Annotated in this window: 22 protein-coding genes and 1 pseudogene; all 23 read left to right on the top strand. The window is 52.4% G+C overall.

Annotated features, from left to right (window positions below):
- Positions 1 to 42: 42 nt before the first annotated feature.
- A complete protein-coding gene (mscL, locus tag RDU76_01100; protein MDQ7797524.1) occupies positions 43 to 504 on the top strand; it encodes a large conductance mechanosensitive channel protein MscL in 462 nt (153 codons plus the stop codon).
- A gap of 49 nt (positions 505 to 553) precedes the next feature.
- Complete coding sequence (locus RDU76_01095; GenBank protein MDQ7797523.1) at positions 554 to 1,327, top strand: DUF4184 family protein; 774 nt, start codon at positions 554 to 556, stop codon at positions 1,325 to 1,327.
- Between the two features lie 236 nt (positions 1,328 to 1,563).
- Entirely contained in the window at positions 1,564 to 6,492 is a 4,929-nt protein-coding gene (locus RDU76_01090) for a C25 family cysteine peptidase (GenBank protein MDQ7797522.1), read from the top strand.
- A gap of 74 nt (positions 6,493 to 6,566) precedes the next feature.
- Positions 6,567 to 6,932, top strand: a complete 366-nt coding sequence (locus tag RDU76_01085; GenBank protein ID MDQ7797521.1) for a hypothetical protein — start codon at positions 6,567 to 6,569, stop codon at positions 6,930 to 6,932.
- Positions 6,929 to 7,474: a GNAT family N-acetyltransferase gene (locus RDU76_01080; protein ID MDQ7797520.1), complete on the top strand. Its 546-nt coding sequence runs from the start codon at positions 6,929 to 6,931 to the stop codon at positions 7,472 to 7,474. The genes RDU76_01085 and RDU76_01080 overlap by 4 nt, the downstream gene beginning before the upstream one ends.
- 140 nt (positions 7,475 to 7,614) lie before the next feature.
- Complete coding sequence (locus RDU76_01075) at positions 7,615 to 8,346, top strand: alpha/beta fold hydrolase (GenBank protein ID MDQ7797519.1); 732 nt, start codon at positions 7,615 to 7,617, stop codon at positions 8,344 to 8,346.
- 18 nt (positions 8,347 to 8,364) lie between these two features.
- The gene (locus RDU76_01070) at positions 8,365 to 8,841 is read left to right on the top strand and encodes a GNAT family N-acetyltransferase (protein MDQ7797518.1); all 477 of its coding nucleotides are present in this window, start codon (positions 8,365 to 8,367) and stop codon (positions 8,839 to 8,841) included.
- Positions 8,842 to 8,863: 22 nt separating this feature from the next.
- Positions 8,864 to 9,403: a GNAT family protein gene (locus RDU76_01065; protein ID MDQ7797517.1), complete on the top strand. Its 540-nt coding sequence runs from the start codon at positions 8,864 to 8,866 to the stop codon at positions 9,401 to 9,403.
- Positions 9,404 to 9,416: 13 nt separating this feature from the next.
- On the top strand, positions 9,417 to 12,071 hold the full coding sequence (locus RDU76_01060; GenBank protein ID MDQ7797516.1) for a PEP/pyruvate-binding domain-containing protein: 2,655 nt from the start codon (positions 9,417 to 9,419) through the stop codon (positions 12,069 to 12,071).
- Positions 12,072 to 12,081: 10 nt separating this feature from the next.
- Positions 12,082 to 12,483: a preQ(1) synthase gene (gene queF, locus RDU76_01055; protein MDQ7797515.1), complete on the top strand. Its 402-nt coding sequence runs from the start codon at positions 12,082 to 12,084 to the stop codon at positions 12,481 to 12,483.
- A 245-nt stretch (positions 12,484 to 12,728) separates the two neighbouring features.
- Complete coding sequence (gene queD / locus RDU76_01050; protein MDQ7797514.1) at positions 12,729 to 13,100, top strand: 6-carboxytetrahydropterin synthase QueD; 372 nt, start codon at positions 12,729 to 12,731, stop codon at positions 13,098 to 13,100.
- Positions 13,087 to 13,764, top strand: a complete 678-nt coding sequence (queC, locus tag RDU76_01045; GenBank protein MDQ7797513.1) for a 7-cyano-7-deazaguanine synthase QueC — start codon at positions 13,087 to 13,089, stop codon at positions 13,762 to 13,764. The genes queD and queC overlap by 14 nt, the downstream gene beginning before the upstream one ends.
- Positions 13,765 to 13,906: 142 nt before the next feature.
- The gene (locus RDU76_01040) at positions 13,907 to 14,455 is read left to right on the top strand and encodes a hypothetical protein (GenBank protein MDQ7797512.1); all 549 of its coding nucleotides are present in this window, start codon (positions 13,907 to 13,909) and stop codon (positions 14,453 to 14,455) included.
- A gap of 290 nt (positions 14,456 to 14,745) precedes the next feature.
- The gene (locus tag RDU76_01035; protein ID MDQ7797511.1) at positions 14,746 to 15,426 is read left to right on the top strand and encodes a 7-carboxy-7-deazaguanine synthase QueE; all 681 of its coding nucleotides are present in this window, start codon (positions 14,746 to 14,748) and stop codon (positions 15,424 to 15,426) included.
- A 320-nt stretch (positions 15,427 to 15,746) separates the two neighbouring features.
- Positions 15,747 to 16,832, top strand: a complete 1,086-nt coding sequence (locus RDU76_01030) for a 4Fe-4S dicluster domain-containing protein (GenBank protein MDQ7797510.1) — start codon at positions 15,747 to 15,749, stop codon at positions 16,830 to 16,832.
- Positions 16,833 to 16,879: 47 nt separating this feature from the next.
- Positions 16,880 to 17,259, top strand: a pseudogene (locus RDU76_01025) (GxxExxY protein).
- 72 nt (positions 17,260 to 17,331) lie between these two features.
- The gene (locus RDU76_01020; protein MDQ7797509.1) at positions 17,332 to 18,168 is read left to right on the top strand and encodes an FAD/NAD(P)-binding protein; all 837 of its coding nucleotides are present in this window, start codon (positions 17,332 to 17,334) and stop codon (positions 18,166 to 18,168) included.
- A gap of 94 nt (positions 18,169 to 18,262) precedes the next feature.
- Complete coding sequence (locus RDU76_01015; GenBank protein MDQ7797508.1) at positions 18,263 to 18,727, top strand: hydrogenase maturation protease; 465 nt, start codon at positions 18,263 to 18,265, stop codon at positions 18,725 to 18,727.
- A gap of 224 nt (positions 18,728 to 18,951) precedes the next feature.
- Entirely contained in the window at positions 18,952 to 20,403 is a 1,452-nt protein-coding gene (locus RDU76_01010; GenBank protein ID MDQ7797507.1) for a hydrogenase 4 subunit D, read from the top strand.
- A 100-nt stretch (positions 20,404 to 20,503) separates the two neighbouring features.
- Positions 20,504 to 21,076 (top strand): hypothetical protein, encoded by a 573-nt coding sequence (locus RDU76_01005; GenBank protein ID MDQ7797506.1) that lies wholly within the window; start codon positions 20,504 to 20,506, stop codon positions 21,074 to 21,076.
- A gap of 18 nt (positions 21,077 to 21,094) precedes the next feature.
- A complete protein-coding gene (locus RDU76_01000) occupies positions 21,095 to 23,140 on the top strand; it encodes a proton-conducting transporter membrane subunit (GenBank protein ID MDQ7797505.1) in 2,046 nt (681 codons plus the stop codon).
- 77 nt (positions 23,141 to 23,217) lie between these two features.
- On the top strand, positions 23,218 to 23,856 hold the full coding sequence (locus RDU76_00995; protein ID MDQ7797504.1) for a hypothetical protein: 639 nt from the start codon (positions 23,218 to 23,220) through the stop codon (positions 23,854 to 23,856).
- Between the two features lie 74 nt (positions 23,857 to 23,930).
- Positions 23,931 to 24,341: a four helix bundle protein gene (locus RDU76_00990; protein ID MDQ7797503.1), complete on the top strand. Its 411-nt coding sequence runs from the start codon at positions 23,931 to 23,933 to the stop codon at positions 24,339 to 24,341.
- Positions 24,342 to 24,351 lie beyond the last annotated feature (10 nt).

Genomic DNA, 24,351 nt, shown 5'->3' with positions numbered 1-24,351 from the left:
GGCTGACCTATTCCATCAAATAACAACAGGAAGGATAAAACTATGTTCAAGGAATTCAAGGAATTCGCCCTGCGGGGCAACGTGCTGGACCTGGCGGTGGCGGTGATCATCGGCGGGGCCTTCGGCAAGATCGTGTCCTCCATGGTCAACGACATCATCATGCCGCCCATCGGGCGGCTGATGGGCAAGATGGATTTCAGCCAGCTGGTGATACCGCTGGCCAGGCCGCAGGGCATGGAATTCACCAAGATCACCCTTAAATCCGCCACCGAAGCCAATATTGCGGTCATCAAGCTCGGCCTGTTCATCAACAATGTGATCGATTTTGCCATCGTGGCCTTGGTGATATTCCTGGTGATCCGGCTGGTCAACAAGCTCAAGAAGCAGCCGGTCCCGGCTCCGGCCCAGCCCACCACCAAGGAGTGCCCGTTCTGCTTCTCGGCCATAGCCCTCAAGGCGGTGCGCTGCCCCAACTGCACCTCGGAGATCAAGCTTCCAGCGTAGAACGATGGTATCATTGAATATGCCGAAGCATAAACCGCTTTAGAAGATTATGCCTTTTACCGCCGCCCATCCCGCCATGGTCCTGCCCATCAAGGCCAGATGGCCGAAATATTTCAGCCTGACGGCTTTGGTGGTGGGCAGCATGGCCCCGGATTTTGAATATTTCATCCGCTTCTATCCCCTCCGGGGGCCGGGCCACACCCTGCTGGGATCGCTGTATTTCAACCTGCCGCTGATCTTCCTGACGGCGCTGCTGTTCCACTATGTGGTGAAAAAGCCTCTGATATACTGCCTGCCGGATCAGCTGGGTAATAGGTTCTACACGATGGCCGGGGATAAGTGGTCCATCGCAACGCCCAGGAATTTTCTGGTCTTCACCTATTCTGCCCTGCTGGGGATGCTGACCCATTTCTTTCTGGATGCCTTTACCCACCCCTTGCAGATGTTCAGGGATCTGGCGCCGGTTTTAATGAGACGCCTTTTTACCATCAGGTTTTACGGTGCGGAATACAAAGTGCCGGCCCATAACATCATTCATCTGGCGGTGACGGCCGCCGGCCTGGGGGTGATCCTCTATTACATCACGAAATTGAAACCGTCAGCGACCGGAGAGAAAAGGACGATCGGACGGCTTTTCAAGTGGGCCTATTGGGGCTTTGGGCTGTCCCTGGCGGCAGCCATCACGGTCCTGCGCACCATTCAGATCAGGGGCCGCCCCGGGATCGGGTTTTTCGAGCACTACGGGGTCACTGTTCTGAGCGGGTTGATACTGGGATTCCTAACGGTATCCCTGGTTTACAGGGCTTTCCGGGAATTCCGATAGCCCGGACCAGGGGACACGGTCTGAAGCGAAAGCAAGCCAAATTTCGGCTTGCTTTTTGCGCTTTAAATATGATAGCCTATGATATCGGGGGAAAGCTTTATTGATGAAGGGACAACAGGGATGGCAGGCAAAAGAATTTTCCAGGCTCCCGTAGAGATTCTTTAGGGTGAGGCCGTAATTTGCGCAGCGGTGCTGTTTGTGAAAAAGGCGTAACGCCAGTTAATCAAGGAGACACCATGAAAAAAGGGATTTTATTTGCCACTATGCTGGCAATGGCAGCTTCCGGCCTTCATGCTGCGACAATATCGGTAACAATCAATCATTCCAAATCCGCGCTAAAATTTATATCAACCGGCGAGGGTTATGAAAAAGTCTTTCTGGCAAAAACGGATATTATCAACAAGGCCGGCGATCCCCAGCTTCCGGTGGATAAAAAATATGTCTCGCTACCATTTGATGCTGCGGTAGACAGCGTCAAGGTCTCATCTTACACACAAGAATATATCGACGGATACCATGATATTTACCCGGCACAAAAACAAGTCATTCTTTCCAAGATGGACGGAAAAACAGCCTTCACCCAGCCGAGCAAGTCGGTTTACGAATCACATAGCCAATATCCAGGGAAGATCATCGAATATAAAAGCTCGGGCTATATTAGCGGAAAGCACATCGCGGAAATTCTTATTTACCCCCTTCAGTATATTCCTGCGGAAAAAAGGCTAGAATTTTATTCTTCCATAGAACTCACCATTTATTTTCACAATGATCCCAAAAAAGAAAACCCAAGCAAGGCATTATCAGCATACAGCCAAGTCCTTTATGATCATTCTGTCAGAGGCCTTACCGGGGTGACCGCCGCGTCCTTTCCGAGCAAGGATGCCGGGTTTGCCCCATTAGAATATCTCATTATCACCAAGCCCCCGTTAGATACCGTTTTTCAGCGATTAGCCGACTGGAAGACGGCCAAGGGGATCCCCGGGGTCGTTAGGAACGTGGATTGGATAGCCGCCAATTACCCCGGTAGCGATACTCAGGAAAAAATCAGAAATTACCTTAAAATTGCCCATAGCGATTCGGGCCTTACTTTTTTGTTGCTGGGGGGCGATGTAGGCATAGTTCCGGTTAGGAACGCTTTTGCCATGGATTGTGAAATGGGTGGCGGCCGGAATAATATTTTTCCTTGTGATTTGTATTATTCAGATCTGGATGGAACCTGGAACGCCGACGGAGATACCATCTACGGCGAAGTATCCGACAGCGTGGACCTGTATCCTGACATTTTTGTGGGAAGGGCTTCGGCGGATAGCCTTTATAAGGCCAGAGCCTTTGTCGACAAAATACTGACCTATGAAAAAAATCCCCCAACCGACTACCAGTTGAAAGCCCTTTTTGATGCCGATATTCTTTGGACCAGCCCATATACCGACGAGGGGATTGCCAAGGACATGATTCAAAACGAGTCTTTCCCCGACAGGTACGTTATTGCCAAGCATTACGAATCTTTGTTTTTGGGCGGCGCCAGCTTTGATTCGGTGAATGCCGGCCGGAGCATTATTAATCATTGCGGCCATGGTTGGATCGCCGGTGGACTATTTGATATTTACCAGATGGATTCTTTTACCAATAATCCAAGGAACGGCATTCTATACTCCATCGGGTGCTGGACCAATGCTTTTGATTATGACGCCAGTTCCGAGCACTTCGTCAACAACCCCAACGGCGGCGGGGTGGCTTATATCGGAAATACCTCTTACGGCTGGGGTTCCCCGGGAAACCCGGGATATGGTTATTCCGACCTGTTTGACGCCGCGTTCTTCAGGGAGTTATTCAACAATAACTTTTATCGGATCGGCACCACCCTGGCCCAAGCCAAGGCCTCGTATATCGCCCAGTCTCGTGAGGAAAACGTATACCGTTGGCATCAGTACGATGTCAATTTGATAGGGGATCCCGAGATGCCCATATGGACGGACACCCCCGGGACGCTGGAGCTGGCATATCCCCAGATGATCCCGGCCGCTGCCTGTCAGGTGCGGATCAATGTCAGCAGCGACACGCATCCATTGGAAAATGCCCTGGTCTGCCTGCAAAAGGACGCCGAAGTGTATGCGCGCGGCTGTACGGCCGGAGGCGGTGATATTTTGTTTGATGTAATCCCGGCCACTATGGGTAAAATGACCCTTACCGTGACCGCCCAGAACCACCTGCCCTCTCAGGCCGACATCCTGGTCGGCGACAGTCTGGCTTATGCAGATATCATCGGATATGCCGTTGACGATTCCTCCGGTGGCAACGGAGACGGGATGATAAATCCGGGGGAAGCGATCAACCTGGCGATAACATTGAAAAATTTTGGAGATCTGGGCGCCCCGATGGTATCGGCGACAATGCAAAGTGGGGACACCTTGATCTCGATCCTTGATTCCCAGCAGGTTTATGGGGATATTTCTCCGGGTGACTCAAGTTCCGGGACCGGTCGCTACCGATTCACGGTATCTGTGAACGCAACCAATGAACATCACCTGGGTTTTGTCTTTCAGATCAGCGACAGCAACGCCAACACCTGGCCGGCATCAATAGCGCTAACGGCGGCCACCCCCGTTCTTTCTTATTATGATCTTGGAATAAATGATACGGCGGGCAATAATAACGGTCTTGCCGAACCCGGAGAGACCATTGGCCTGAGTCTCGGGATAAAAAACAAAGGCCTGGGCCTGGCCGAGGGCGTTGTTTGCAGCCTCAGCACCAGCGATACTTCTTTGGCCATTATCGATGCATTTAAAATATTGGGGAATATCCCTCCCGATTCGGTGAGAGTAGGAAATTTCAATATTTGCATATCTCCGGGATCCGTGATGCCACATGTGGGTGTTATAAAATTAAGCCTTATCACCGAAGAGGGGTATTTTTGCTATGATAGTTTGGCATTCGAGGTCGGTCAAACCGGTTTTATGGACATAATGGAACATGAGACCGAGGGATGGACGCATAGCGGAACAAATGACCTGTGGCATATATCTCCGCATAGGGGGTATTCGGGATTTAACTCATGGTATTGCGGCCAAGAAGGTTCTTGGCAATATATCAATAACATGAAAGCGATGCTGGTCTCGCCGCCGTTCATTCTGGGTCCTAAGTCAAAATTATCTTTCCGGAGGGCATATGGGCTGACGCTTTATGGAACCGACGGCCTATTTACGGAAATATTTTACAAGGGGAAGTGGGATACCTTGGGGTATATCGGATCCGGAGGAGCGCTGGACTCAATGCTTGGACTTTACGGAGATTGGACCGAGGAGGTCTATGATCTTTCACAATTCGGATACGGCGACACCGCCCGCATAAAATTCACGTTTATTAGCGATGTCATTGGGACTGCCGAAGGTTTTTATATTGATGATTTCAGGGTACAGAGCACCAACCGGATTTGGACCGATCTATATCTAAAACTACAGGATCCCAATGGCGGTGATGTCTGGACCGGAAACCAAGCGATAACCTGGGTTGACAGCAGCAAAACAACGTCCTGTTATGCGGACGTTTATCTAAGCACGAATGGCGGCAACACCTGGAACGTGCTGGCCTTGGATGTCCCGGATTCCGGTTTTTTCAACTACAACAGCATGTTGACGATTGATGGGGTGAGAAACAAGGTTGGTGTGTGCATTCACGGTGATCAAAAAGCCGCCTATGACATCTCCGATTCCGTGTTCATCATCAACAATCCGGGGAATGCCAAGCCGGAGGTGATGCTTTGCTTCCCCTTAGGAGGCGACAGTTTGTGGGGAGTAAAGGATTTGTTATGGTACTATGGTGATGCCGATAACGATTCGTTGTCGATAATGCTTGATTACACTCGGGATGAAGGCTGCCAGTGGCAATCCATCGCGACCATTTCGGTGCGATCTCAAAGATGGTCAGCTGCTGCATACAGCTGGGACACCAGGACCTTGCCGAATGATACCGGTTATAAGGTTAAAATAAGCATTTTTGACGGTACGGACAGCATTTCCGATATTTCGGGTTCCATATTCACAATTTACAATCTGCATGATACGGTTTCTTCCCGGGAACATATTTCGGGAGCAGCCAATACGGTTGTTTTTAACCCTTATATGACCGATCAATCCCTGGTGACAGGACACCGTTATGAATTGAGATTTCGGGAAATACAGAAAGACACTACTTCTGGCAACAATTATACCCCAATTTATAGCTTTGACCTTTGGGACGCAACCGCGTCAAATCTACTTGTACCCAATAAAAGCTTTTCCTGTCCGCAAACCGCGAATCAGTTATCATGGATCCCGGATCCCATCGACGGGGTCGTGCCGGAACTGAAAATAAAGGTCGATCGCAGCACATTTTCGGCCGATTCATTCAAAATAATCGATGATGTGAATATTTTGAACCAGCCCTCGTGTGATACCTTAAAGGCATATGCCACCATTGATCAATACTGGCCCTGGCGCGGCGCGGACTATGAAATAAAATGGCATGTTAAAGAAGGTCCTCACGATACATTGGACACTTTACGGCCCGAGGTATGGGATATTGCCAATGGAACATTGGTGCCGCTCGATACGTCGATTGGCTGGACCGGCATGAAAAAAAGTTCCTGGGCAATTGGCGCAACTGCTGGCGGCAGGGGAAGGGATTGTATCACTTATAATTGGCCTTCGGCCTTATACAGCTTCATCTATATTTGCGGTTCCCGGTTCTATTTCAACAGAGCCGCTACGGTCAGAAAGATGACCTGGGAGACAAAGCCGGAAGAAGGCGAGGTTTGGGCGGCTTACACTTCCGGGCAAATACCTCCCCATGACGGCGATATTTATGCGTATACCACCACCAAGGAATCCAGTGATACGTCACGCACGATTCAGACTGTTCAACTGTTTCAAAATTGGCCCAATCCATTCAATAAAGTGGCGGTCATCAGTTATCAATTACCAAAAGCGGCCAGGGTAAGGCTGAAGATCTATAATATAAGCGGGCAGCTGATAAAAACGCTTATAGATCAGGTTCAAGCACCCGGATTCCATACGGCAACATGGAGAGGAATAAATGAAGCAGGGAACACGGTCTCTGCCGGATTGTACTTTTACAGATTGGAGACCGGCGATTACCGCTACACCAAAAAAATGTTGTTCCTGAGGTGATGGTTTTCAAATATGGTCTGGACCTGATGACAATAAGGATTTTAAACAGCCAAAGATGGAGAACAGGATTAAATATGGAAAAAGAGTTATTATCATTGATTTCAGAGTTAGAGAAAAGCATCGTGAATTCACCCCACCTGGCGGTGATGATACTGGATAAGGACATGAAGATAGTCTGGCACAATAAACGTTTCGGGGAGGAATTCAAAGAGTCCGGAGAGATCCTGGGAAAGAGGTGTTTTGACATCACCACCGCCGGAAAACCCCATGCCGGATGTCCTTTGAAGGTCTCCCAGAAGGAGGGCAGGAACACCAAGGGGTATTTTGACATGGGTGACAAATTATTCTTCTTTCTGACCATTCCCCTCAAGGACGGCCACGCCGCCAAGGTGCATACCTATTTGGATAAAAGCAAACCCAATAATTTCGATGCCATATGAACATGATGCCAACATTAACCACGGAACGTTTGATATTGCTGCCTTTCACGCTGGACGATGCTTCGGAGTTGCAAAAATTGGCCGGAGCCCGCGCGATCGCCGATACTACCATAAATATTCCACACCCGTACCCAGAGGGTGCCGCCGAAAAGTGGATAAGCACGCACCGGGATGAATACCAAAAAAATGGTTCGGTTGCCTGGGCTGTCGTGTTGAAAGATTCGCCCCAGCTGATAGGATGCATTTCTTTGGGCGTTGATAGTAAAAACGAAAGAGCCGAGTTGGGCTATTGGATAAGCCAGACGTTTTGGGGCCGTGGCTACTGCACTGAGGCGGCTAAGGCTGTCTTGGGTTATGGTTTCCGGCAAACCAAGCTTAATAGGATATTTGCTTTTTATTTAAGCCGTAATCCGGCCTCGGGGAAAGTCATGGCGAAGATCGGCATGAAAAAGGAAGGCGAGATGCGCCAACATATAAAAAAATGGGACCAGTTCGAAGATATAATACACTATGGCATTTTAGATGCCGAATACAATCCATGAACTAAAACCGGTAATCCGGCGCGGGAAAACAGAGGAGTTATAAAATGAATCCAGCCCTGACCTCTTTATCAAGGATTCTTCTGCTCGTATTATCTTTCCTGTGCCTGGGTTTGGTGCTTTTTTACCTATTCCAGGACAAAATGATCTTTTATCCTCAAAGGATCAGCCAGGCCGAGGTCGAAGGCATAAGAAAGAACCACAAAAATGTTGAAGAAATTAGCCTGAAGACAAAGGACGGAATAACAGTAAAGGGCTGGTTTGTCAATAATGGTTCCGCCGGCAGGCCGAAGATCCTGTTCTATTTCGGCGGCAACGCCGAGGAGGTTTCCTATCTGATAGAAAAAGCCCCGGAGTTCAATGACTGGTCGTTGGTACTTATCAATTACCGGGGATACGGCCAGAGCGGGGGCAAGGTGAGCGAAAGATCGCTTTATGGCGATGCGCTAGAGATATATGATCATTTTATCAACCGGAAGGATATAAAAGACCCCAAGATCGCGGTCATGGGCCGGAGCATCGGCACCGGGGTGGCCACCTATCTGCCAAGCAAAAGAAAGGCCGATGCCGTGGTTTTGGTATCTCCATACACCAGCCTTAAAGATGTGGCAAAGGCACATTATCCGTTTTTACCAGTGGGATTGATCCTCAAATATAAATTCGACTCTAGCAAACGGGTCCCGGAAATCAAGGCTCCCGTGTTGATCATGGTGGCCACGGAGGACAGGACCATCCCGCCCCGGCAATCATACCAGCTAGCCGAAAAATGGGGCGGGAAGGTGACGGTGAAAGAAATAGCCGGGGCTGATCACAACTCGCTCAGCAATGAGAGCGGGTATTGGGCGGCCATCGCATACTTTTTGGACGGCATATAACTTTTATATAAGACAAGAATGAGAACCAGGCCAAACATAATAATCCGTCTGGCTAGGAAAACCGACCTTAACGAATGGCTGGCCATGCGCCGGGCATTGTGGCCCGATTGTCCGCCCCAAAAGCACCGGAAGGAAATGGCGGAGGTCCTGGCCGATAAAAGAGATCAGCCGGCCTGGGTGGCCGAATCCCTTTCCGGTGAGATCATCGGCTTTCTGGAGGTCTCGGTCCGCAACTACGCCGACGGGGCCGGCAGGCAGGATGTCGGATACCTCGAGGGCTGGTATGTAAAACCCAAGTACCGCAAGCAGGGCGCGGTCCGGGCGCTGGTCAAAACCGCCGAGGAATGGGCTGACCGCCGTGGTTTTTCGCATATGGGCTCTGATACCTGGGTCGGCAATAGGGGCAGTTACAGGGCCCACCGGGCCATGGGTTATAAGGATGTCGGCCGGGACGTGCATTTTGTTAAAAAATTAAAGATCAAAAATAAAAGATAAAATCTTTTATTAAGGAGGACCCATGTTCGAAGGAAAGAAGGTCCGTTTAAGGGCCTATCGGAAAGAGGATATCCCGCAGGCTCTGGAATACATCAACGATCCCGAGGTGAAAAAGAACCTGGTGATAGGGATCCCCTTCCCCCTGAAACTGGAGGACGAGGAGAAGTTCTTCAATGACATGAGCGCATTCAAAGATTCATATTCGTTTGCCATAGAGACCTTGGACGGTTCGAAATACATCGGCGGCTGCGGGACCAACAAGGTCGATTGGAAGAACCGCTACGCCATGGTGGGCATATTCATCGGGGACGAGCAGTACCGGGGCAAGGGTTACGGCAGCGACGCCATGAGGGTCCTGCTGCGCTTCATCTTCGACGAGATGAACCTGGACAAGGTCAAGCTGGAGGTGTTCTCCTTCAACCAGCGGGCTATCAAAAGCTATGTTAAATGCGGCTTCCGCCAGGAAGGGGTGCTGCGGCAGGAGATATTCCGGGAGGGGAAATACCACGATGTGATCCTGATGGGCATCCTGCGGTCGGAATGGGAGAAGCTGAACAGTTAGTTTGGTGGATGGATTGATAATAGACATTAGGAACATTACGGCCAAAGATCTGCCAACGGTCGGCAACAAGGCGGCCAACCTGGCCCGGCTGATGTCTTCGGGATTCAATGTCCCGGACGGATTCTGTCTGACCGCCGATGCCTACCGGCAGGCGATCATCCAGGGACATAAAGAGCTGGAAGTTCTTTTAAAGGACATTGATTCCAGCCGCCCGGAAAAAGTTCGAGACATTGCACTTTCGATATCTCGGGTGTTCGACACAATAGCCATTCCCGGGGGCCTCGCCGAAGAAATAAAATATAAATCGACCTTCAGTAAAACCGATCTGGTGGCGGTGCGCTCGTCGGCCACCGCCGAGGACCTGCCCGGCCTCTCCTTTGCCGGACAATATGACAGCTTCCTCAACCTCAGGGGAGCCGACGATATCTTGCCGGCAATAAAAAAAGTCTGGGCTTCCCTGTGGTCGGAGAGGGCCATTGTCTACCGGGAAAAGAACGGCATCAGACAGGACGATCTCGCCATGGCGGTGATCATCCAGCGGATGGTGCCGGCGGATGTCTCGGGCGTGGCGTTCACCGCCGATCCCGTCTCGGGCGACCGGGGATCCATTCTTATCAACGCCGTCCGCGGACTGGGGGAAGAACTGGTGTCGGGCAAGGCCAAACCCCACCAATACAGGATCATAAAGGGTTCTTTCCAGATCGAAAAAGAGCTGTCTGACGACGGGCAATTGTTGCCGGAGGGCAGGTTGAATGAATTGGCCGACCTTGCCCTGAAGGTGGAAAAAATGTTCGGATGCCCCCAGGACATCGAATGGGCTTTTTATAAAGATAAATTCCACATTCTGCAATCGCGCCATATCACGGCATCGGAAAACAACCAGCCGCCCTTTCCGGTCATCTGGGGGAATCCCGCCACCCGGGAGATCCTGAAAAACACGCCGGTCTACTGGTCCAACTGGAACACCCGGGAGAACATGCCCTATCCGTTGAAGCCGCTCAGCTGGTCGTTCTTCAACGATTTTCTGGTCCCGGCCATCAACCGGGCCATCTGGGGAGTGGACAAAAGATCACCGATCCATCATTACAGCAGTATCATCGACCTGGTGAACGGGCGCACCTACTGGAACATGAACCTGCTCTATGGCCATCCGTTATTTCGCAGGATCATGCGGCCCATCATGGCGCAGATAGACCACGAGGCCACGGTCTTCTTCGAAAAGGCCTACCATAACGGGGATCTGCGGCCGGCGGTATTGCCGATAAACCTTTGGCAGAAAATTGTCGTCGCGGCCACCGCCCTGAAGTGCTATCTGGGATTTCCCTGGTTCATGAGCCTGAAGCAGATCTACCGGCAATGCGACGAATACTGGGTTTTGGCCGACCAGTATGATGCCACCCCCCTGGAGGGGAAATCCAGCCGGGACCTGCTGGAGGAGGCCCGGCTGTTCGGGTTCGTCACCGCCCGGTATGCCTTTCCCCTGCTGTTCATCGCCAGCAAGGCGGTCGTGGCGTTTGATGTCATCAAGCGATTGACCGGCGAGTGGCCCGGCTTCAGATACGAGGATCTGATGCTCGGCATCAAGGGGAACAAGACCACCGAGGCGGCCCTGGAGCTTTTCAAGCTTTCGCGGATGCCGGAAACCGTCAGGGAAATATTCGAACGATCGGATGTTTCCCGGTGTGAAGAGTTTGAAACCGCCTTGGCAAAATATCCGGAGGGCCAGGACTATCTTGCCAGGGTCAACAGATTTCTTGATGCCTACGGCCACCGGGGGATGAAGGACCTGGACATGGGCTATCCCAGCTGGGGCGAGGATCGCAGCTATGTTTACCAGATGATAAAAAGCTATCTGCAATTCGGCCCAGACGACATCGATCCGGTAAAACAATTCGAGCAGTCGGTGGCCAGGCGCCAGCAGCTGATAAAAACCGCCAAAGAACGCCTGTCTAAAAATCCAGTGGACAGAATATTCCCCGTCCGGCGTTGGCTGTTTCAGAAGATGACGGATGTCATCCACGACTGCCTGCCCCTGCGGGAGAACGAGAAATTCTACGGCATCCGGTGCTTTCCCGGCAGCCGCCGGATAGTCCTGGAGATAGGCCGCCGTTATTGTGAAAAGGGTCTGCTGGATGACCGGCAGGACATCTTCTATCTGACGGTGGGGGAGATAATGGATGTCGAGAGCGGGAGATTTCCCGAAATCGGAAATATCAGGGAGTTCCTTCAAAAAAGAAAGGACGACTGGCACCGCCAGGTGGATTCCGATCCGCCGTTCATCATCCGCAGCGACGGGCGGCAGTGGCGGAACACCAACCAGAAGCCCCGGGAAGGAAATATCCTGCGCGGGGTGGGGGCCTCTTCCGGCCGGGTCACCGGAACAGCCCGGATAATTCGGGAGCCTTCGCAGGCCCGCCTTTTCAACAAGGGCGAGATCCTGGTGGCGCCCTACACCGAACCGGGCTGGGCCCCCCTGTTCCTGATGGCCAAAGCCCTGGTGATGGAGGTGGGCGGGGCGCTGTGCCACGGGGCCATCGTGGCCCGGGAATACGGCATCCCGGCGGTGGTGGGGGTGAACCGGGCCACCTCGGAGATAAAGGACGGGGACCAGATCACGGTGGACGGGAGCAGCGGGGAAGTGGAGATAAAAATCAAACATCAAACATAAAGGATTCGCCATGCCAAAGAAAAACCATGGACTGACATTATTAGGCAAAAAGGTCACCAGGCCCGTCGGCAAGCTGGAGGCCTTTCCCAACAAGTATCCCAAAAGGGACTACCAGGTGGTGCTGGAATCGGCCGAGTTCACCGCGGTCTGTCCCATCACCGGGCAGCCGGATTTCGGGACCATCACCATCAACTACGTGCCGGACAGGCTGATCATCGAATCCAAATCCTTAAAACTTTACCTGTGGTCCTTCCGCAACCAGGGCATCTTCCACGAGGAGGCGGTCAATAAAATATTGGATGATATCGTCAAGATCGCCAAGCCCCGCCGCTGCGAGGTAACGGGATTTTTTAACGCCCGGGGGGGTATTGCCATTAACGTAAGCGCCAGCTATAATTGCGAGGATAAATAAAGGGGCCGTCATTGCGAGGCCGACAGCATACCGGACATGCGAAGCAATCCAAACCATGGATCGCTTCGTTTGTAAATCAAAGCGGTCCTCTCGCGATGACCGGACCACTGTCACCCCGAGAAGGCAATCTTGGTTGACAAACTGAATGGGTGACATGGCCATCCCTCAACCGGCGTTGCTTCGTTGTGCCCTCGGGATGACAATAAATTAGAAGATAACAATCATATCAACCATAAGGAGACAGCATGTATTACGTGTCCGCCGTCCAGCATTTTTCCGCGGCCCACAGCTTGCGGGGCTACCAGGGCAAGTGCGAGAACCTGCACGGCCACAACTACAAGGTGGAGGTGGAGCTTAAAGGGCTGGAGCTGACCAAGAACGGCATGGTGGTGGATTTCACCGACCTGCGGGCGGCCCTGGACAAGGTCCTGGCCCGGATGGACCACAAACATCTCAACGAGATCAAGCCGTTCGACAGGATCAACCCCACCGCCGAGAACATCGCCAAGCTGGTCTACGAGGAGATGCTGCTGAAATTCAGCGCCAAGAAGATCAAGGTCAGCCAGGTGGTGGTGTGGGAAAGCGAAGGATGCAAGGCCACCTATGGGCCAAAATAAAAAAGCCGTGATCCTGCTGTCCGGCGGATTGGATTCGGCCACCGTCCTGTTCTGGGCCCTAAATAAAGGCTATCGCCCGCAGGCCCTGATATTCGACTACGGCCAGCGGCACCGCCGCGAGGTGGCCTCGGCCAGGGCGTTGTGCAAAAAGACCGGGGTGCCGTATCAGATGATTTCCATAAGACTGCCCTGGCAGGGCAGCAGCCTGCTGGGTAAAAAGGCGGCCCTGCCCAAGGCCAAAAACGTCAAGGCTGTTGGGGCCGTGATCCCCTCCACCTATGTGCCGGGACGCAACACCCTGTTCCTCAGCTACGGGCTTTCATTTGCTGAAACTACTGGGGCCGGAGCGGTGATGATCGGAGTCAACGCCCTGGATTATTCGGGCTATCCCGATTGCCGGCCGGACTTCATGGCCGCCATGTCAAGGGTCTTCAAACTGGGCACCAAGGCCGGACGGCAGGGAAGGCCGATAAAGATAGTTGCGCCGCTGCTGAGAATGACCAAATCCCAAATAATTAAATTGGGGATCCATTTGGGCGTGCCGCATAAACTGACCTGGTCCTGCTATAACGGGGGCAAAAAGCCCTGCGGGACCTGCGATTCCTGCCTTTTGAGGAACAAGGGGTTCGATGAGGCGGGGATAAAAGATCCGGCGAGTTCATAACCACAAAGGCACCAAGGCACAAATAATTACAGGTTCTATGTATCATAATTTTTCAAATATTATTACAGTTTTGTTCTTAATATTTTCTTTTCCTCTAGTTTCTCTTGCCCAGGATTCAACTCTCATCAAGCTTCAGCAGAATATGGATCGGCAGGAGGCGGAGCAGAAGGAGCTGGTCTACAGCTATAACACCATCAGTTACGTTCATAAACTGGACAAGCACGGAGTCGTCGAAAAGACCGATACTACCAAGACCTGGCATAAATTCAAGGGCGATTCCCTGCAGGAATATACCCTGCTGTATTCATCCAATAAAAAAGAAGAAAAGAGCGAGGGAATGAAAAGGCGCAGCGAAAAGGTCAAACTGCCAAAGTTAAACGACCCGGCCTATGATTTCCTGGTGGATGCGGCATCCGGCAAGATAGCCTTCAATCCCAAAAAGCCCAAGAAAGGCGATGTGGCCGGCGAATTGCTGTACGATCCCGGGACCCTGACGCTGAAGCAGATAAATGCCACCATGCCCAAATTGAAGTGGCCGGTCAAAGAGCTCGAAATGGAGATGAGGTTCATCCAGATCAAAGAATTCCTGTTCCCTTCGGAATTCCGGGTGCAGGTCGGCTGGAATGCGCTGATCAACAGGGGAAGGATAAGGGTGGTGAGCCAAAATTCGGATTTCAAGATATACCGATAGCTTATCCGAGCGTTCTTTTCTCGATCGGGAGAAAAGAAACAAAAGACCTCGCGGGGTGTGGGGCTAACGTTCAAAACTTCAAAGAGGTTTTCAAAAGTATCAATCATCTTAAGGCCATCGTTTGAATGGCCTTCGCTATCTCTTTCGGCCGTGGCGGGATGCGCTGCCACACCCCGCACCCCGGCTATCCGCCTTCCGCCTACGTTTCCACTGCGGCGGACAAACTGGCGGATCAGGGTTCCGATCATTGAAGCATCCTTCCGGCCAGTAGTTATCATTTTTAAGATCCAATGAAACCCACCGCCAAAATAACCGAAATATTCCATTCCCTGCAGGGCGAGGGCATCTATCTGGGCGATCCCACCACCTTCGTGCGCCTGGCCGGCTGCAACCTGGATTGTTCTTACTGTGATACTCTACAGGCCAAGGACGACGGCAAAGCCACCGAGATGAATGTCTCGGAGGCCTTGGCTAAAATAAGCGCCGTCACCCAGCCGGGCCAGTTCGTCTCCTTCACCGGCGGGGAGCCGCTGCTGCAGGCGGAGTTCATTTCCGCCATCATTCCGGCCCTAAAAGAACAAAAGTTTCGGACCTATCTGGAGACCAACGGCAGCTTGCCCCGGGAATTAGCACCCCTTGTCTCCGGGATCGAGGTGGTCTCCATGGACATCAAGCCGCCCTCGGCCTGCGGGAAAGACCTTTGGGATGTTCAGAGGGAATTTTTGACTATCGCCAAAGAGAAGGCCTTTGTCAAAATGGTGGTCTGCGACAATACGGTTCCAGGCGAAGTCGAGCGGGCCGCCAAGATGATAGCCCGGGTTGATAATAAGATCATCCTTGTCCTCCAGCCGGCCGAAGGAAAATCAGCCCCGGACATGCAGGCGGTGCGCAGATACCAGGGGCTGGCCGGTCAGTTATTAACCCATGTCAGCATAATCCGGCAGATGCACAAGATTTGGCAGATAAGATGAGACTTCTATAAAAACACTCTTTACCACGGAAACACTGAATTTTGGAATAATAATCCTGGAGAAGATCGTTTTTAAGGTCCTTTCTTTGGTATTTTCAGTAGTTCTGTGTTTTAGTGGTTGGTTTCATTAAGGTCTCAAGATAATTTAAGAAGAATTTTCACACCTAACGGAACGCTTAAAAAGGGCTTGACTTTTTGCCGTCTTTGTGAAATAATTCACAAATTATGGCCTTACATTAAAGGGCCCTTTTGTCATTGGCCCTCTTTTTGTTAAGCCCGTTCAGCACAATGCTAAAAACAATATAAACCGGATCATATCATATGTCGCAAAACAAGAACTATTCACTTGCCAGATCCAAGGTGCCGGAGCTGCTGGCGCGCCTGATAAAGAAGGGCGACGAGGTCTGGGGGCCGATGGCCGGCGAGAACGGAGACGATTTTTTTGGCCGGCTGTCTTCCGAGAAGGAACTGGCCGGGGATTACGTCAACGGCTATCTGGGCGCCAAGCGGTTCGTGTTTCCCCAGATCGAGGAGATGTTCCGCTATAAAAAGAACAAATCCGGACTGGAATTGTCCGAGCCGGAAGCCATGCCGCGGGCGGTGATCTGGGGCATCCGCTCCTGCGACATGTCGGCGGTCAACTATTTCGACAGCTTCTTCGGCCAGGGCGCAAAATCCGGCCCGGACTGGAAATCGGGCGACCCTTTGCCGGATCCGCTTTATGAGGCCCGCCGGAACCGGGCGGTGTTCATAACCATCGGCTGCAATGTGGCCGGGCCCAAATGTTTCTGCGTCTGCACCGACAGCGGGCCGTTCCTGGCCCAGGGCTACGACATTCAGCTTACCGACCTGGGCGACCGCTACTTTGCCGAGGTGGGCAGCCCCAAGGGCGAGGAGTTCATCAAGGAATTCAAGGAATATTTCACCCCGGCCCAGGACGGCGACCAGCATGCCCGGCGCACCCTGGAGAACCAGGCCGAAAAGACCTTCCAGCAGCCCATCAGCTTCTTTGCCAAGGCCATGCGCCGGATGGACCAGGGGCATCTCAAGCCGGAGTTCTGGCAGAAGGTGGCCGATTACTGCATCGGCTGCGGGGGCTGCATCTACGTCTGCCCCATGTGCTCCTGCTTCGACGTGGACGACCGGGTGGAGTCAGAAAACGAAGGGATGCGGTATCGCAGTTGGGACACCTGCGATTTTGCCGGGTTCACCCGCGAGGTTTCGGGCCACAATCCCCGGGCCACCCGGGCCGACCGGAGAAAACGCTGGTTCTACCACAAGGTTTCCATGGACTACCTGGAGAAGAACCCGGTGATCGGCTGCGTGGGCTGCGGCCGCTGCGTGATCGCCTGCCCCGGCGGGATAGATATGCCGACGGTGATCCGCTGGATGAGAAAAACGGAATAGATCGCCCCACGAAACACACTAAACTGCACGAAAATTTATCTTGCATCATGAAACCCGGAATAATATATAAAGAGGAAAGCTATCAGATCGTAGGTGCTTGTTTTGAGGTATATAAAACCATGGGGAACGGATTTTTGGAACCGGTTTATCAAGAGTGCTTGGAGATAGAATTTACTCGACAAAAAATCCCATTTGTAGTCCAAAAGGAACTTTTATTAAGTTATCGCAACCAGGTGCTGAAGCAAAAATATAAACCTGATTTCATCTGTTACGATAAAATCGTTGTTGAAATCAAAGCTGTGGAAAAATTGCTGATGAACACCGAGCGCAAATATTGAATTACCTGAATGCCACTGGTTATAAACTTGGTTTGCTGATAAATTTCGGGCATTACCCCAAGATTGAAAACGAGAGATTCGTGTTATAACCAATTTCCACTTAACCAGAAAAATTTCGGGTTTTTCGTGTGTTTCGTGGGCAAAAATAAAGCAAGAGTATTATGAATCCCAATATCTACCTACCGTACATTTCAGAGATCACCGACATCAAGCAGGAGACGCCGGACACCCGCACCTATGATGTTAAAATAAAGAAGAAGGACGAGGCCAAGCTGTTCGTCTCCCGGCCCGGGCAGTTTGTGGAGGCCTCGGTGTTCGGGGCCGGAGAGGCGCCCTTCGGCCTGACCACCTCGCCCCAGGAGCCGGGGGTGATGACCTTCACGGTGCGGGCCTGCGGCAGGGTCACCAATGCCCTGGCCGAATTGAAGAAGGGCGATGAGATCGGCATCAAGGGGCCGCTGGGCAACAGCTTTCTGGACAAGATAGACTCCAGGGGCAAGGACGTGCTGGTGATCGGGGGCGGCATCGGCCTTCCGCCGCTGCGCTCCATGATCGACCACATATTCAACCACCGGGCCGACTACCGCGATTTCACCGTCCTCTACGGAGCCCGGACCCCGGCCGACCGGGTCTACAAATATCAGCTAAGCGACTGGGAAAAGAAGACCGACCTGAAGCTGATCCAGACGGTGGACGTGGCCGACAAGGAATGGACCGGAAACGTGGGGGTGGTCACCACCCTGTTCCCCAAGCTCAAACTGGACATCCCCAACACCGTGGTCTACACCTGCGGGCCGCCCATCATGATCAAGTTCGTGATCATCGAACTTTTAAAGCTGGGCCTGCCGGAGAAGCAGATCGTTTCCACCCTGGAGCGCTACATGAAGTGCGGGGTGGGCAAGTGCGGCCACTGCTGCATCGGGAACAAGTATGTCTGCACCGAGGGGCCGGTGTTCGACTACACCGAGATCAAGGGGCTGGCCGAGGAGGCATTTTAACGATCGGGATCACGACTGGTCATACAATAGTGATACGATAGAGATGCAATGGTGAACTCAACGTATAACCATGGTATAACTTATCGAGACAGCCATGCCCGACCTGTTTGAATATCTGCGCTCTTTGGATAAAGCCTCGCTGATCGTGGGGGTGGGGAACGTCATGCGGGGCGACGACGGATTCGGCCCGGAACTGGTCAAGAACCTTTCCGGTAAGACAGAGATCAATCTGCTGGACGGAGGGGAGACCCCGGAGGACCTTCTGGATCAGATCGTCCAAACGGCCCCGGTCAGATTGGTGATAGCCGATGCGGTGGCCCTGGGCGGGATGCCGGGCGATGCGGCCCTGCTGGAATCGGACCAGCTGGGCAAGCGGATAGCGGTCTCCACCCATAACCTTTCGCTGTTGATGTTCATCAAGTATTTGAAGGAAAAACTGCCGGAGTTGGACATCAAGATACTGGGGGTCCAGCCCAGGAGCATAGATTTCGGCAAGGGATTGAGCACCGAGGTCAGAAAGACCATTGATAATTTGGTGAGGGTCATTGCGGGGCGTTAGGATATTTTCACACCAAGGCACAGAGGCACTAAGTTTAAAAGAATTGGTTAGTTATACTGATAGCTGCAACAGGTTTTACGGTTGAAGGATGAATTATCGTCACCCGTTCGGCCTGTCGGGCGGACAGATTTCTCAGGGTGACAAAAAGATTCTTCGGTTGGCCGGCAGGGTGCCGGGCTCAGAATGACGATCAAAAATATAAACCCATACTATTATAGAAGATTATGCTAGGTTCCATACTTATCGTAATGCTGATACTGCCCTTTCTGGCGGCGTTGATAACCCAGTGGCTGCCGGAAAAGAAGCAGGACATCTTTGCCGCGGTGGTGGCCTCGCTGGTGACCATCCTTTCCCTGCTGGTGGTGCTGCTGGCCTACGGCCAAAGATTCTCCCTGCCGCTGATCAACTGGCCGTGGCTGCCGGATGTTCCCGGGATCATGGGGGTCTTCATGGACCCGCTGTCCATGGTGCTGCTGCTGGTGACCACCATCATCGGGCTGCTGGTGACCTTTTACTCCCGGGACTACCTGTCGCCGGAGAACAAGTTCCACCCGGTCAAGGACGGCAAGCGGCGCTTCTACCTGTGGCACCTGCTGTTCCTGGGGGCCATGGTCGGGGTTTCCGTTTCGGCCAATTTCCTGCAGTTGTTCATCTTCTGGGAGCTGACCACCATCTGCTCCTGGGCCCTGATCTCCTACTACCACAACAAGGAATCGCTGGATGCCGGGTTCGAGGCCCTGATCAAGACCTTCTTCGGAGGGATCTTCTTCCTGATCGCCCTGATCGTGCTGTTCGTCAATACCGGCAGTTTCGGCTTCGACGCCATCAACCTGCTGACCCCGCAGGTGAAGACCATCGTCTTCATCCTGTTCCTGATAGCGGCCTGGGCCAAGTCCAGCCAGATCGTGTTCTTTGCCTGGCTGCCCAACGCCATGGCGGCTCCCACCCCGGTGTCCTGCTACCTGCACGCCGCGGCCATGGTCAAGGCCGGCGTCTATTTGATGGCCCGGGTGACCATCTCCACCGTGGGCTTCTCCTACGGGCTGGGGCTGCTGGTGGCGGTGTTCGCGGTGATGACCATGCTGGCCTCGCTGTTCCTGTTCTTCTTCCAGACCGACATCAAGAAATTCCTGGCCTATTCAACCATCGCCCACCTGGGATACATTTTTTTGGGCCTGGGCCTGGGGGTGATGGGCTCGCACTACGGCTACCAGGGGGCCATCCTCCACATCATCTGCCACGCGCCGGCCAAGGCCCTGCTGTTCATCTGCGTGGGGGCCATCGCCTACGCCACCGGCACCCGCAACATGGACGAGCTGGGCGGCCTGACCAAGGCCATGCCCCTGACCTCCATCGCCTTCATCATCGGGACCCTGGGCGTCACCGGGATCGCCCCGCTGTCCTGTTACTGGTCCAAGCTGTTCCTGATGGAGGGGGTCATCGAGATCGGCGGCAAGACCGCGGTGTTCCTGATAATCCCCTTCGTGGCCGAGATCATCATCGCCTTCGCCTGGTATTTCTTCGTGGCCCACAAGGTGTTCTTCGGCGAGCCATCGGCCAAGGTGGACCAGGCAATCAATCTTCCGATAAATTCCAAGGTCATTCTGATAGTATTGATGATACTGACCGTGATCGCCCCGCTGGTGGGCCTGCCGCTGATAAAGCTGATAAGGTAGGGGAATTTAATAGGACGCAGATTTCCACTGATTTTTTAGGACATGGAATTTTCCGGAGGGGAGAGGGAAACGGTTTATAAGATTTGAAGAAAATTGTTATATGAATAAGCCCCTGTTAAAAATATTATGCTGTTTCATTGGTTTTCTTCAATTTATCGGTTGTGCCAGTATATCTAAAAATAAAACTAATATTATATCAAAACAATACAAAGATCCGGCAATCCTGGTTCCTAAAGTATATGATTACGGTCGTTGTGTGCAAATCAATGATGAAGTGTCCCGCAAAGTAGACGTCTTCTTTCCGGCAGATTCAGCCATGCTGGCAACGAAAAGGCACAGCGCCATTTTAACAGATAGAGCCAAAAAAGAAGCAAGAAAAACGATATTTAAAAGGGCTTTGTTTGGCGGGCTTGGCGGAATGCTGTTTTGTGATCTTTTTTGGCTACTGGCCCCCGATCATGTGCCAAACGGCAGATTTTTTGCGATAGCTAGTCCCATAGTTTTTGGGATCGGGGCATTGACGATGGCGCCAATACTGTTGTATAACAAATCAGAAACCCCGATTTCAACTGGTCTTCAGAAAGAGTGTTACCACCTGTTAACCGATTATAATAATAAAATTGTACAGGCAAATAATCCCAAAGATACATTAAGCATAATTCATAACGATTAATATTTCCTAAGATTTGATATGAATCTTCAAACCGTCATTCTGTTCTCCATGGCAACGCTGTTCCTGGGCGCTGCCGTAACCCTGTTGATGCCGTATTCCCGGCGGACCATCGGCTGGATATCGTTGTTCTTCCAGACCGTGGCCTCGCTGGGCTTTCTCTATACGGCCCTGCGGGTGCTGGCCGGCGGGACCTTCAACCTGGACAAGCCGGTGTTCCAGGTGGCCGGGCTGGGGGCCTCGTTCCTGCTGAAGGTGGACGTGCTGTCTGCTATCTTCCTATTGGTGATCACCGTGGTCTCCTGGGCCGCCGGGCTGTACTCCATAGAATACATGAAGCATTACAAGGAATCGCTGGCCCGCTACTATCCGCTGCTGCTGCTGTTCCTGATGGGCATGTACGGGGTGGTGGTGGTGCGCGACCTGTTCTTCTTCATCGTCTTCTGGGAATTCATGACCCTGACCTCCTACGCCCTGGTGGTCTACGAATGGGGCAACAAGACCAACGTCAATGCCGGGTTCAAATATTTTCTGATGACCCATATCGGCACCGCCGGGATCATCATAGCCGCCAACACCCTTTATCACTACAGCCAGTCCTTCGACTTCAACGCCCTGGGCCCGGTGATGGGCCTGCTGATGAGCGACAACCCGGTCCTGCTGCACACTCTGCTGCTGTTGTTCTTCGTCGGCTTCGCCACCAAGGCCGGCATCTTCCCCTTCGGCGACTGGCTGCCCGACGCCCACCCGGCGGCGCCCTCCCCGATATCGGCCATTTTGTCCGGGGTGATGATCAAGATCGGCATCTACGGGATACTCCGCATCTTTCTGGGGATGCTGCCGGTGTCGCATTTCTCCTATACCTGGGGCCTGATACTGACCATCTTCGGAACTCTCTCTTTGTTCATCGGAACCATGACCGCCATGTACCAGCATGACGCCAAAAGGGTGCTGGCTTTTCATTCCATCGGCCAGAACGGGTATGTATTGCTGGGCATCGGGGCGGGGATCATGATGCTTCCCATATCTCCGGCCTTGGCGACCATAGCCATCATCGCCGGGCTCTACCATCTGATCAACCACTCGACCTTCAAATCACTGCTGTTCCTGACGGCCGGGTCCCTTCAATATAAAACCGGCACCAAGGATCTGGACCTGATGGGGGGCCTGGGCAGGTACATGCCCTGGACGGCGGCCTGCGGAATAATCGCCGCTTTCGGGATATCGGGGATCCCTCCTTTGAACGGATTTGTCAGCAAATGGTATATCTATCACGCCACCCTTAACGGCGGGTTTGCGGTACCGATCCTGCTGCTGGCCGGGGTGGTGGCCCTGTTCACCAGCCTGCTGACCATGGCCAGCGTCATGGTGAAGTTCATGGGCCTGTCGTTCTTCGGACAAAGGACCAAGGCCAACGAGAATGTCAACAGCGACGTGCCGCGGACCATGATAGCCAGCCAAGTGATTTTGGCGGTCCTGGTGGTCCTTCAGGGAGTGCTGGTGGTCTGGATAACAAAGGTTCTGTATTCCAGCGTCACCGGGCTGTTGACACCCGGCTATTGGCCCCAATTCTCCTCGATCATCACCACCGCCCAGGGCGGTCTGGGCCTTAATTTCGGAGAGGGCTTGGTGGGCTTCTACAAACCGCTGTTCGTCCTGCTGGCCCTGGCCGTCCTGACGGTGATCGCCTGGGTGATCTGGAAATCGGGCGGCGCCAAGCAGACGGTCTCCAACCTGTGGTACTCCGGAGAGGTGCAGAGCCCGGAGGCGGTGCGCTACTATTCGGGCAGCTATTTCAGGACCTTCAAGCAGCATTTCAATATCCGGTTCGGCAAGTACAGCCAGGAGGGGGTCTATCCCCAGTGGAAACTGCCCAAGATCCACAAATCGTTCAAGCTCAAGCACCTTTTGGATGTGGACGACTGGCTGTACCGTCCACTGGTCTACGTCGGGCACAGGGTGCTGGAGGTTTTTGCCGGCACCCACAGCGGCTTTCCGCAATGGTATCTGCTGTGGATGGTGGTGGGGGCGGCGGTGGCGCTGTTCATCATGTTCATGGTGGGATGACCATTATTCAGCGAGGATATAGGTCCTGTTTTAAAAGTTTAAGAGTTGAAAAGGTTAAAATGTTTAAAGCGTTCAATATGAATAAAATAGCTGCAACGATTCTTTTGTTTGGCCTCTGCGGAGCGGCCCAGGCCCAGTTCCAGAGTGACGACGAGGTGGTGGCCGCGGCCCTGAATCAGAAAAAGTTCAGCCAAAATCTGGGCCGGCACCACATCTCCCTGGGCCTTTTAGGGTATTTCAAGGCCACCAGCGGAGATTTTGAGCTGCCGGAATTGGGGATCGATGCCAGCCAAGGAATGGGCGAGTTCCTGAATTACCGCTATTCTTTCGATAAGAACATAGACCTGGCGGTGGATGTTCACGGCTGGATGAGCGAAACTGAATTTATTGGCATCAAGGCCGAAACGACCGTGATGGGCCTGGGATTGGGTGTGAGATATAATCCGGGCAACTTGGGGGGCAGGCTTTTCCCCTATGTTCAGGCCAATGTATATTCTGTTACCGAGCAGCTTAAAATAAGCGTCGGTGGTTGGAGCGACGACGCCAGGAGCGATCCTTCCATCGGGTTTGGGGTCAACGGCGGATTCGAGATCAGGCTGGGGAAACTGATATCCATTCCGTTCGACGGCTATTACCTGTACGGCAAGCCGGCCGACGATGTCTCCGGGTACGGCTTTGCCACCGGGATCAGCTTCAACTGGGGGGATGTTAACTAAGCTGGCAGCTATTTGGGTTTGTTCAAAAAGGTTAGAGAAGTTTAAGAGGTTGAAAAGGTTTTAGTTGTTTTAGTATGACTGTAAAGCGGTTTGAAGAGCTGAAAATATGGCAACAGGCCAAAGAACTGGCCAATCTGGTTTATGATTTTACCAATAATCCCAGTTTCAGCAAGGATAGAATACTTACCGATCAAGCCAGACGGGCCTCGGTCTCAATCATGGCCAACATTGCAGAGGGTTTTGAACGGGGCAGCAACAAGGAATTCATACAGTTTTTATTTATTGCCAAAGGTTCCTGCGGCGAGTTGCGCAGCCACTTGATATTCGCCAACGAAAGAAAATATATCAACCAAGAGGATTTTGTGACAGCTATTGACATGGCTGCAGGCATTTCAAATATGTTATTCAAATTCATTACATATTTACAAAAATCCAATATTAAATCAAAGAGGAGCCAAACCTCTTTAACCAATTCAACAAAGTAACTTCTTTAAC

The sequence above is a fragment of the Candidatus Edwardsbacteria bacterium genome, assembly GCA_031082425.1.
Classification (GTDB): domain Bacteria; phylum Edwardsbacteria; class AC1; order AC1; family EtOH8; genus UBA2226.
Note: the sequence above shows the minus strand (reverse complement) of the source record. Positions and strands in the feature narration are given on the sequence as shown.

Bases quoted from the DNA above. Each gene is read 5' to 3' on its own strand.
- mscL (MDQ7797524.1), top strand. From the start codon at position 43: ATGTTCAAGGAATTCAAGGAATTCGCCCTGCGGGGCAACGTGCTGGAC.
- RDU76_01095 (MDQ7797523.1), top strand. From the start codon at position 554: ATGCCTTTTACCGCCGCCCATCCCGCCATGGTCCTGCCCATCAAGGCC.
- RDU76_01090 (MDQ7797522.1), top strand. From the start codon at position 1,564: ATGAAAAAAGGGATTTTATTTGCCACTATGCTGGCAATGGCAGCTTCC.
- RDU76_01085 (MDQ7797521.1), top strand. From the start codon at position 6,567: ATGGAAAAAGAGTTATTATCATTGATTTCAGAGTTAGAGAAAAGCATC.
- RDU76_01080 (MDQ7797520.1), top strand. From the start codon at position 6,929: ATGAACATGATGCCAACATTAACCACGGAACGTTTGATATTGCTGCCT.
- RDU76_01075 (MDQ7797519.1), top strand. From the start codon at position 7,615: ATGATCTTTTATCCTCAAAGGATCAGCCAGGCCGAGGTCGAAGGCATA.
- RDU76_01070 (MDQ7797518.1), top strand. From the start codon at position 8,365: ATGAGAACCAGGCCAAACATAATAATCCGTCTGGCTAGGAAAACCGAC.
- RDU76_01065 (MDQ7797517.1), top strand. From the start codon at position 8,864: ATGTTCGAAGGAAAGAAGGTCCGTTTAAGGGCCTATCGGAAAGAGGAT.
- queF (MDQ7797515.1), top strand. From the start codon at position 12,082: ATGCCAAAGAAAAACCATGGACTGACATTATTAGGCAAAAAGGTCACC.
- queD (MDQ7797514.1), top strand. From the start codon at position 12,729: ATGTATTACGTGTCCGCCGTCCAGCATTTTTCCGCGGCCCACAGCTTG.
- queC (MDQ7797513.1), top strand. From the start codon at position 13,087: ATGGGCCAAAATAAAAAAGCCGTGATCCTGCTGTCCGGCGGATTGGAT.
- RDU76_01040 (MDQ7797512.1), top strand. From the start codon at position 13,907: ATGGATCGGCAGGAGGCGGAGCAGAAGGAGCTGGTCTACAGCTATAAC.
- RDU76_01035 (MDQ7797511.1), top strand. From the start codon at position 14,746: ATGAAACCCACCGCCAAAATAACCGAAATATTCCATTCCCTGCAGGGC.
- RDU76_01030 (MDQ7797510.1), top strand. From the start codon at position 15,747: ATGTCGCAAAACAAGAACTATTCACTTGCCAGATCCAAGGTGCCGGAG.
- RDU76_01020 (MDQ7797509.1), top strand. From the start codon at position 17,332: ATGAATCCCAATATCTACCTACCGTACATTTCAGAGATCACCGACATC.
- RDU76_01015 (MDQ7797508.1), top strand. From the start codon at position 18,263: ATGCCCGACCTGTTTGAATATCTGCGCTCTTTGGATAAAGCCTCGCTG.
- RDU76_01010 (MDQ7797507.1), top strand. From the start codon at position 18,952: ATGCTAGGTTCCATACTTATCGTAATGCTGATACTGCCCTTTCTGGCG.
- RDU76_01005 (MDQ7797506.1), top strand. From the start codon at position 20,504: ATGAATAAGCCCCTGTTAAAAATATTATGCTGTTTCATTGGTTTTCTT.
- RDU76_01000 (MDQ7797505.1), top strand. From the start codon at position 21,095: ATGAATCTTCAAACCGTCATTCTGTTCTCCATGGCAACGCTGTTCCTG.
- RDU76_00995 (MDQ7797504.1), top strand. From the start codon at position 23,218: ATGAATAAAATAGCTGCAACGATTCTTTTGTTTGGCCTCTGCGGAGCG.
- RDU76_00990 (MDQ7797503.1), top strand. From the start codon at position 23,931: ATGACTGTAAAGCGGTTTGAAGAGCTGAAAATATGGCAACAGGCCAAA.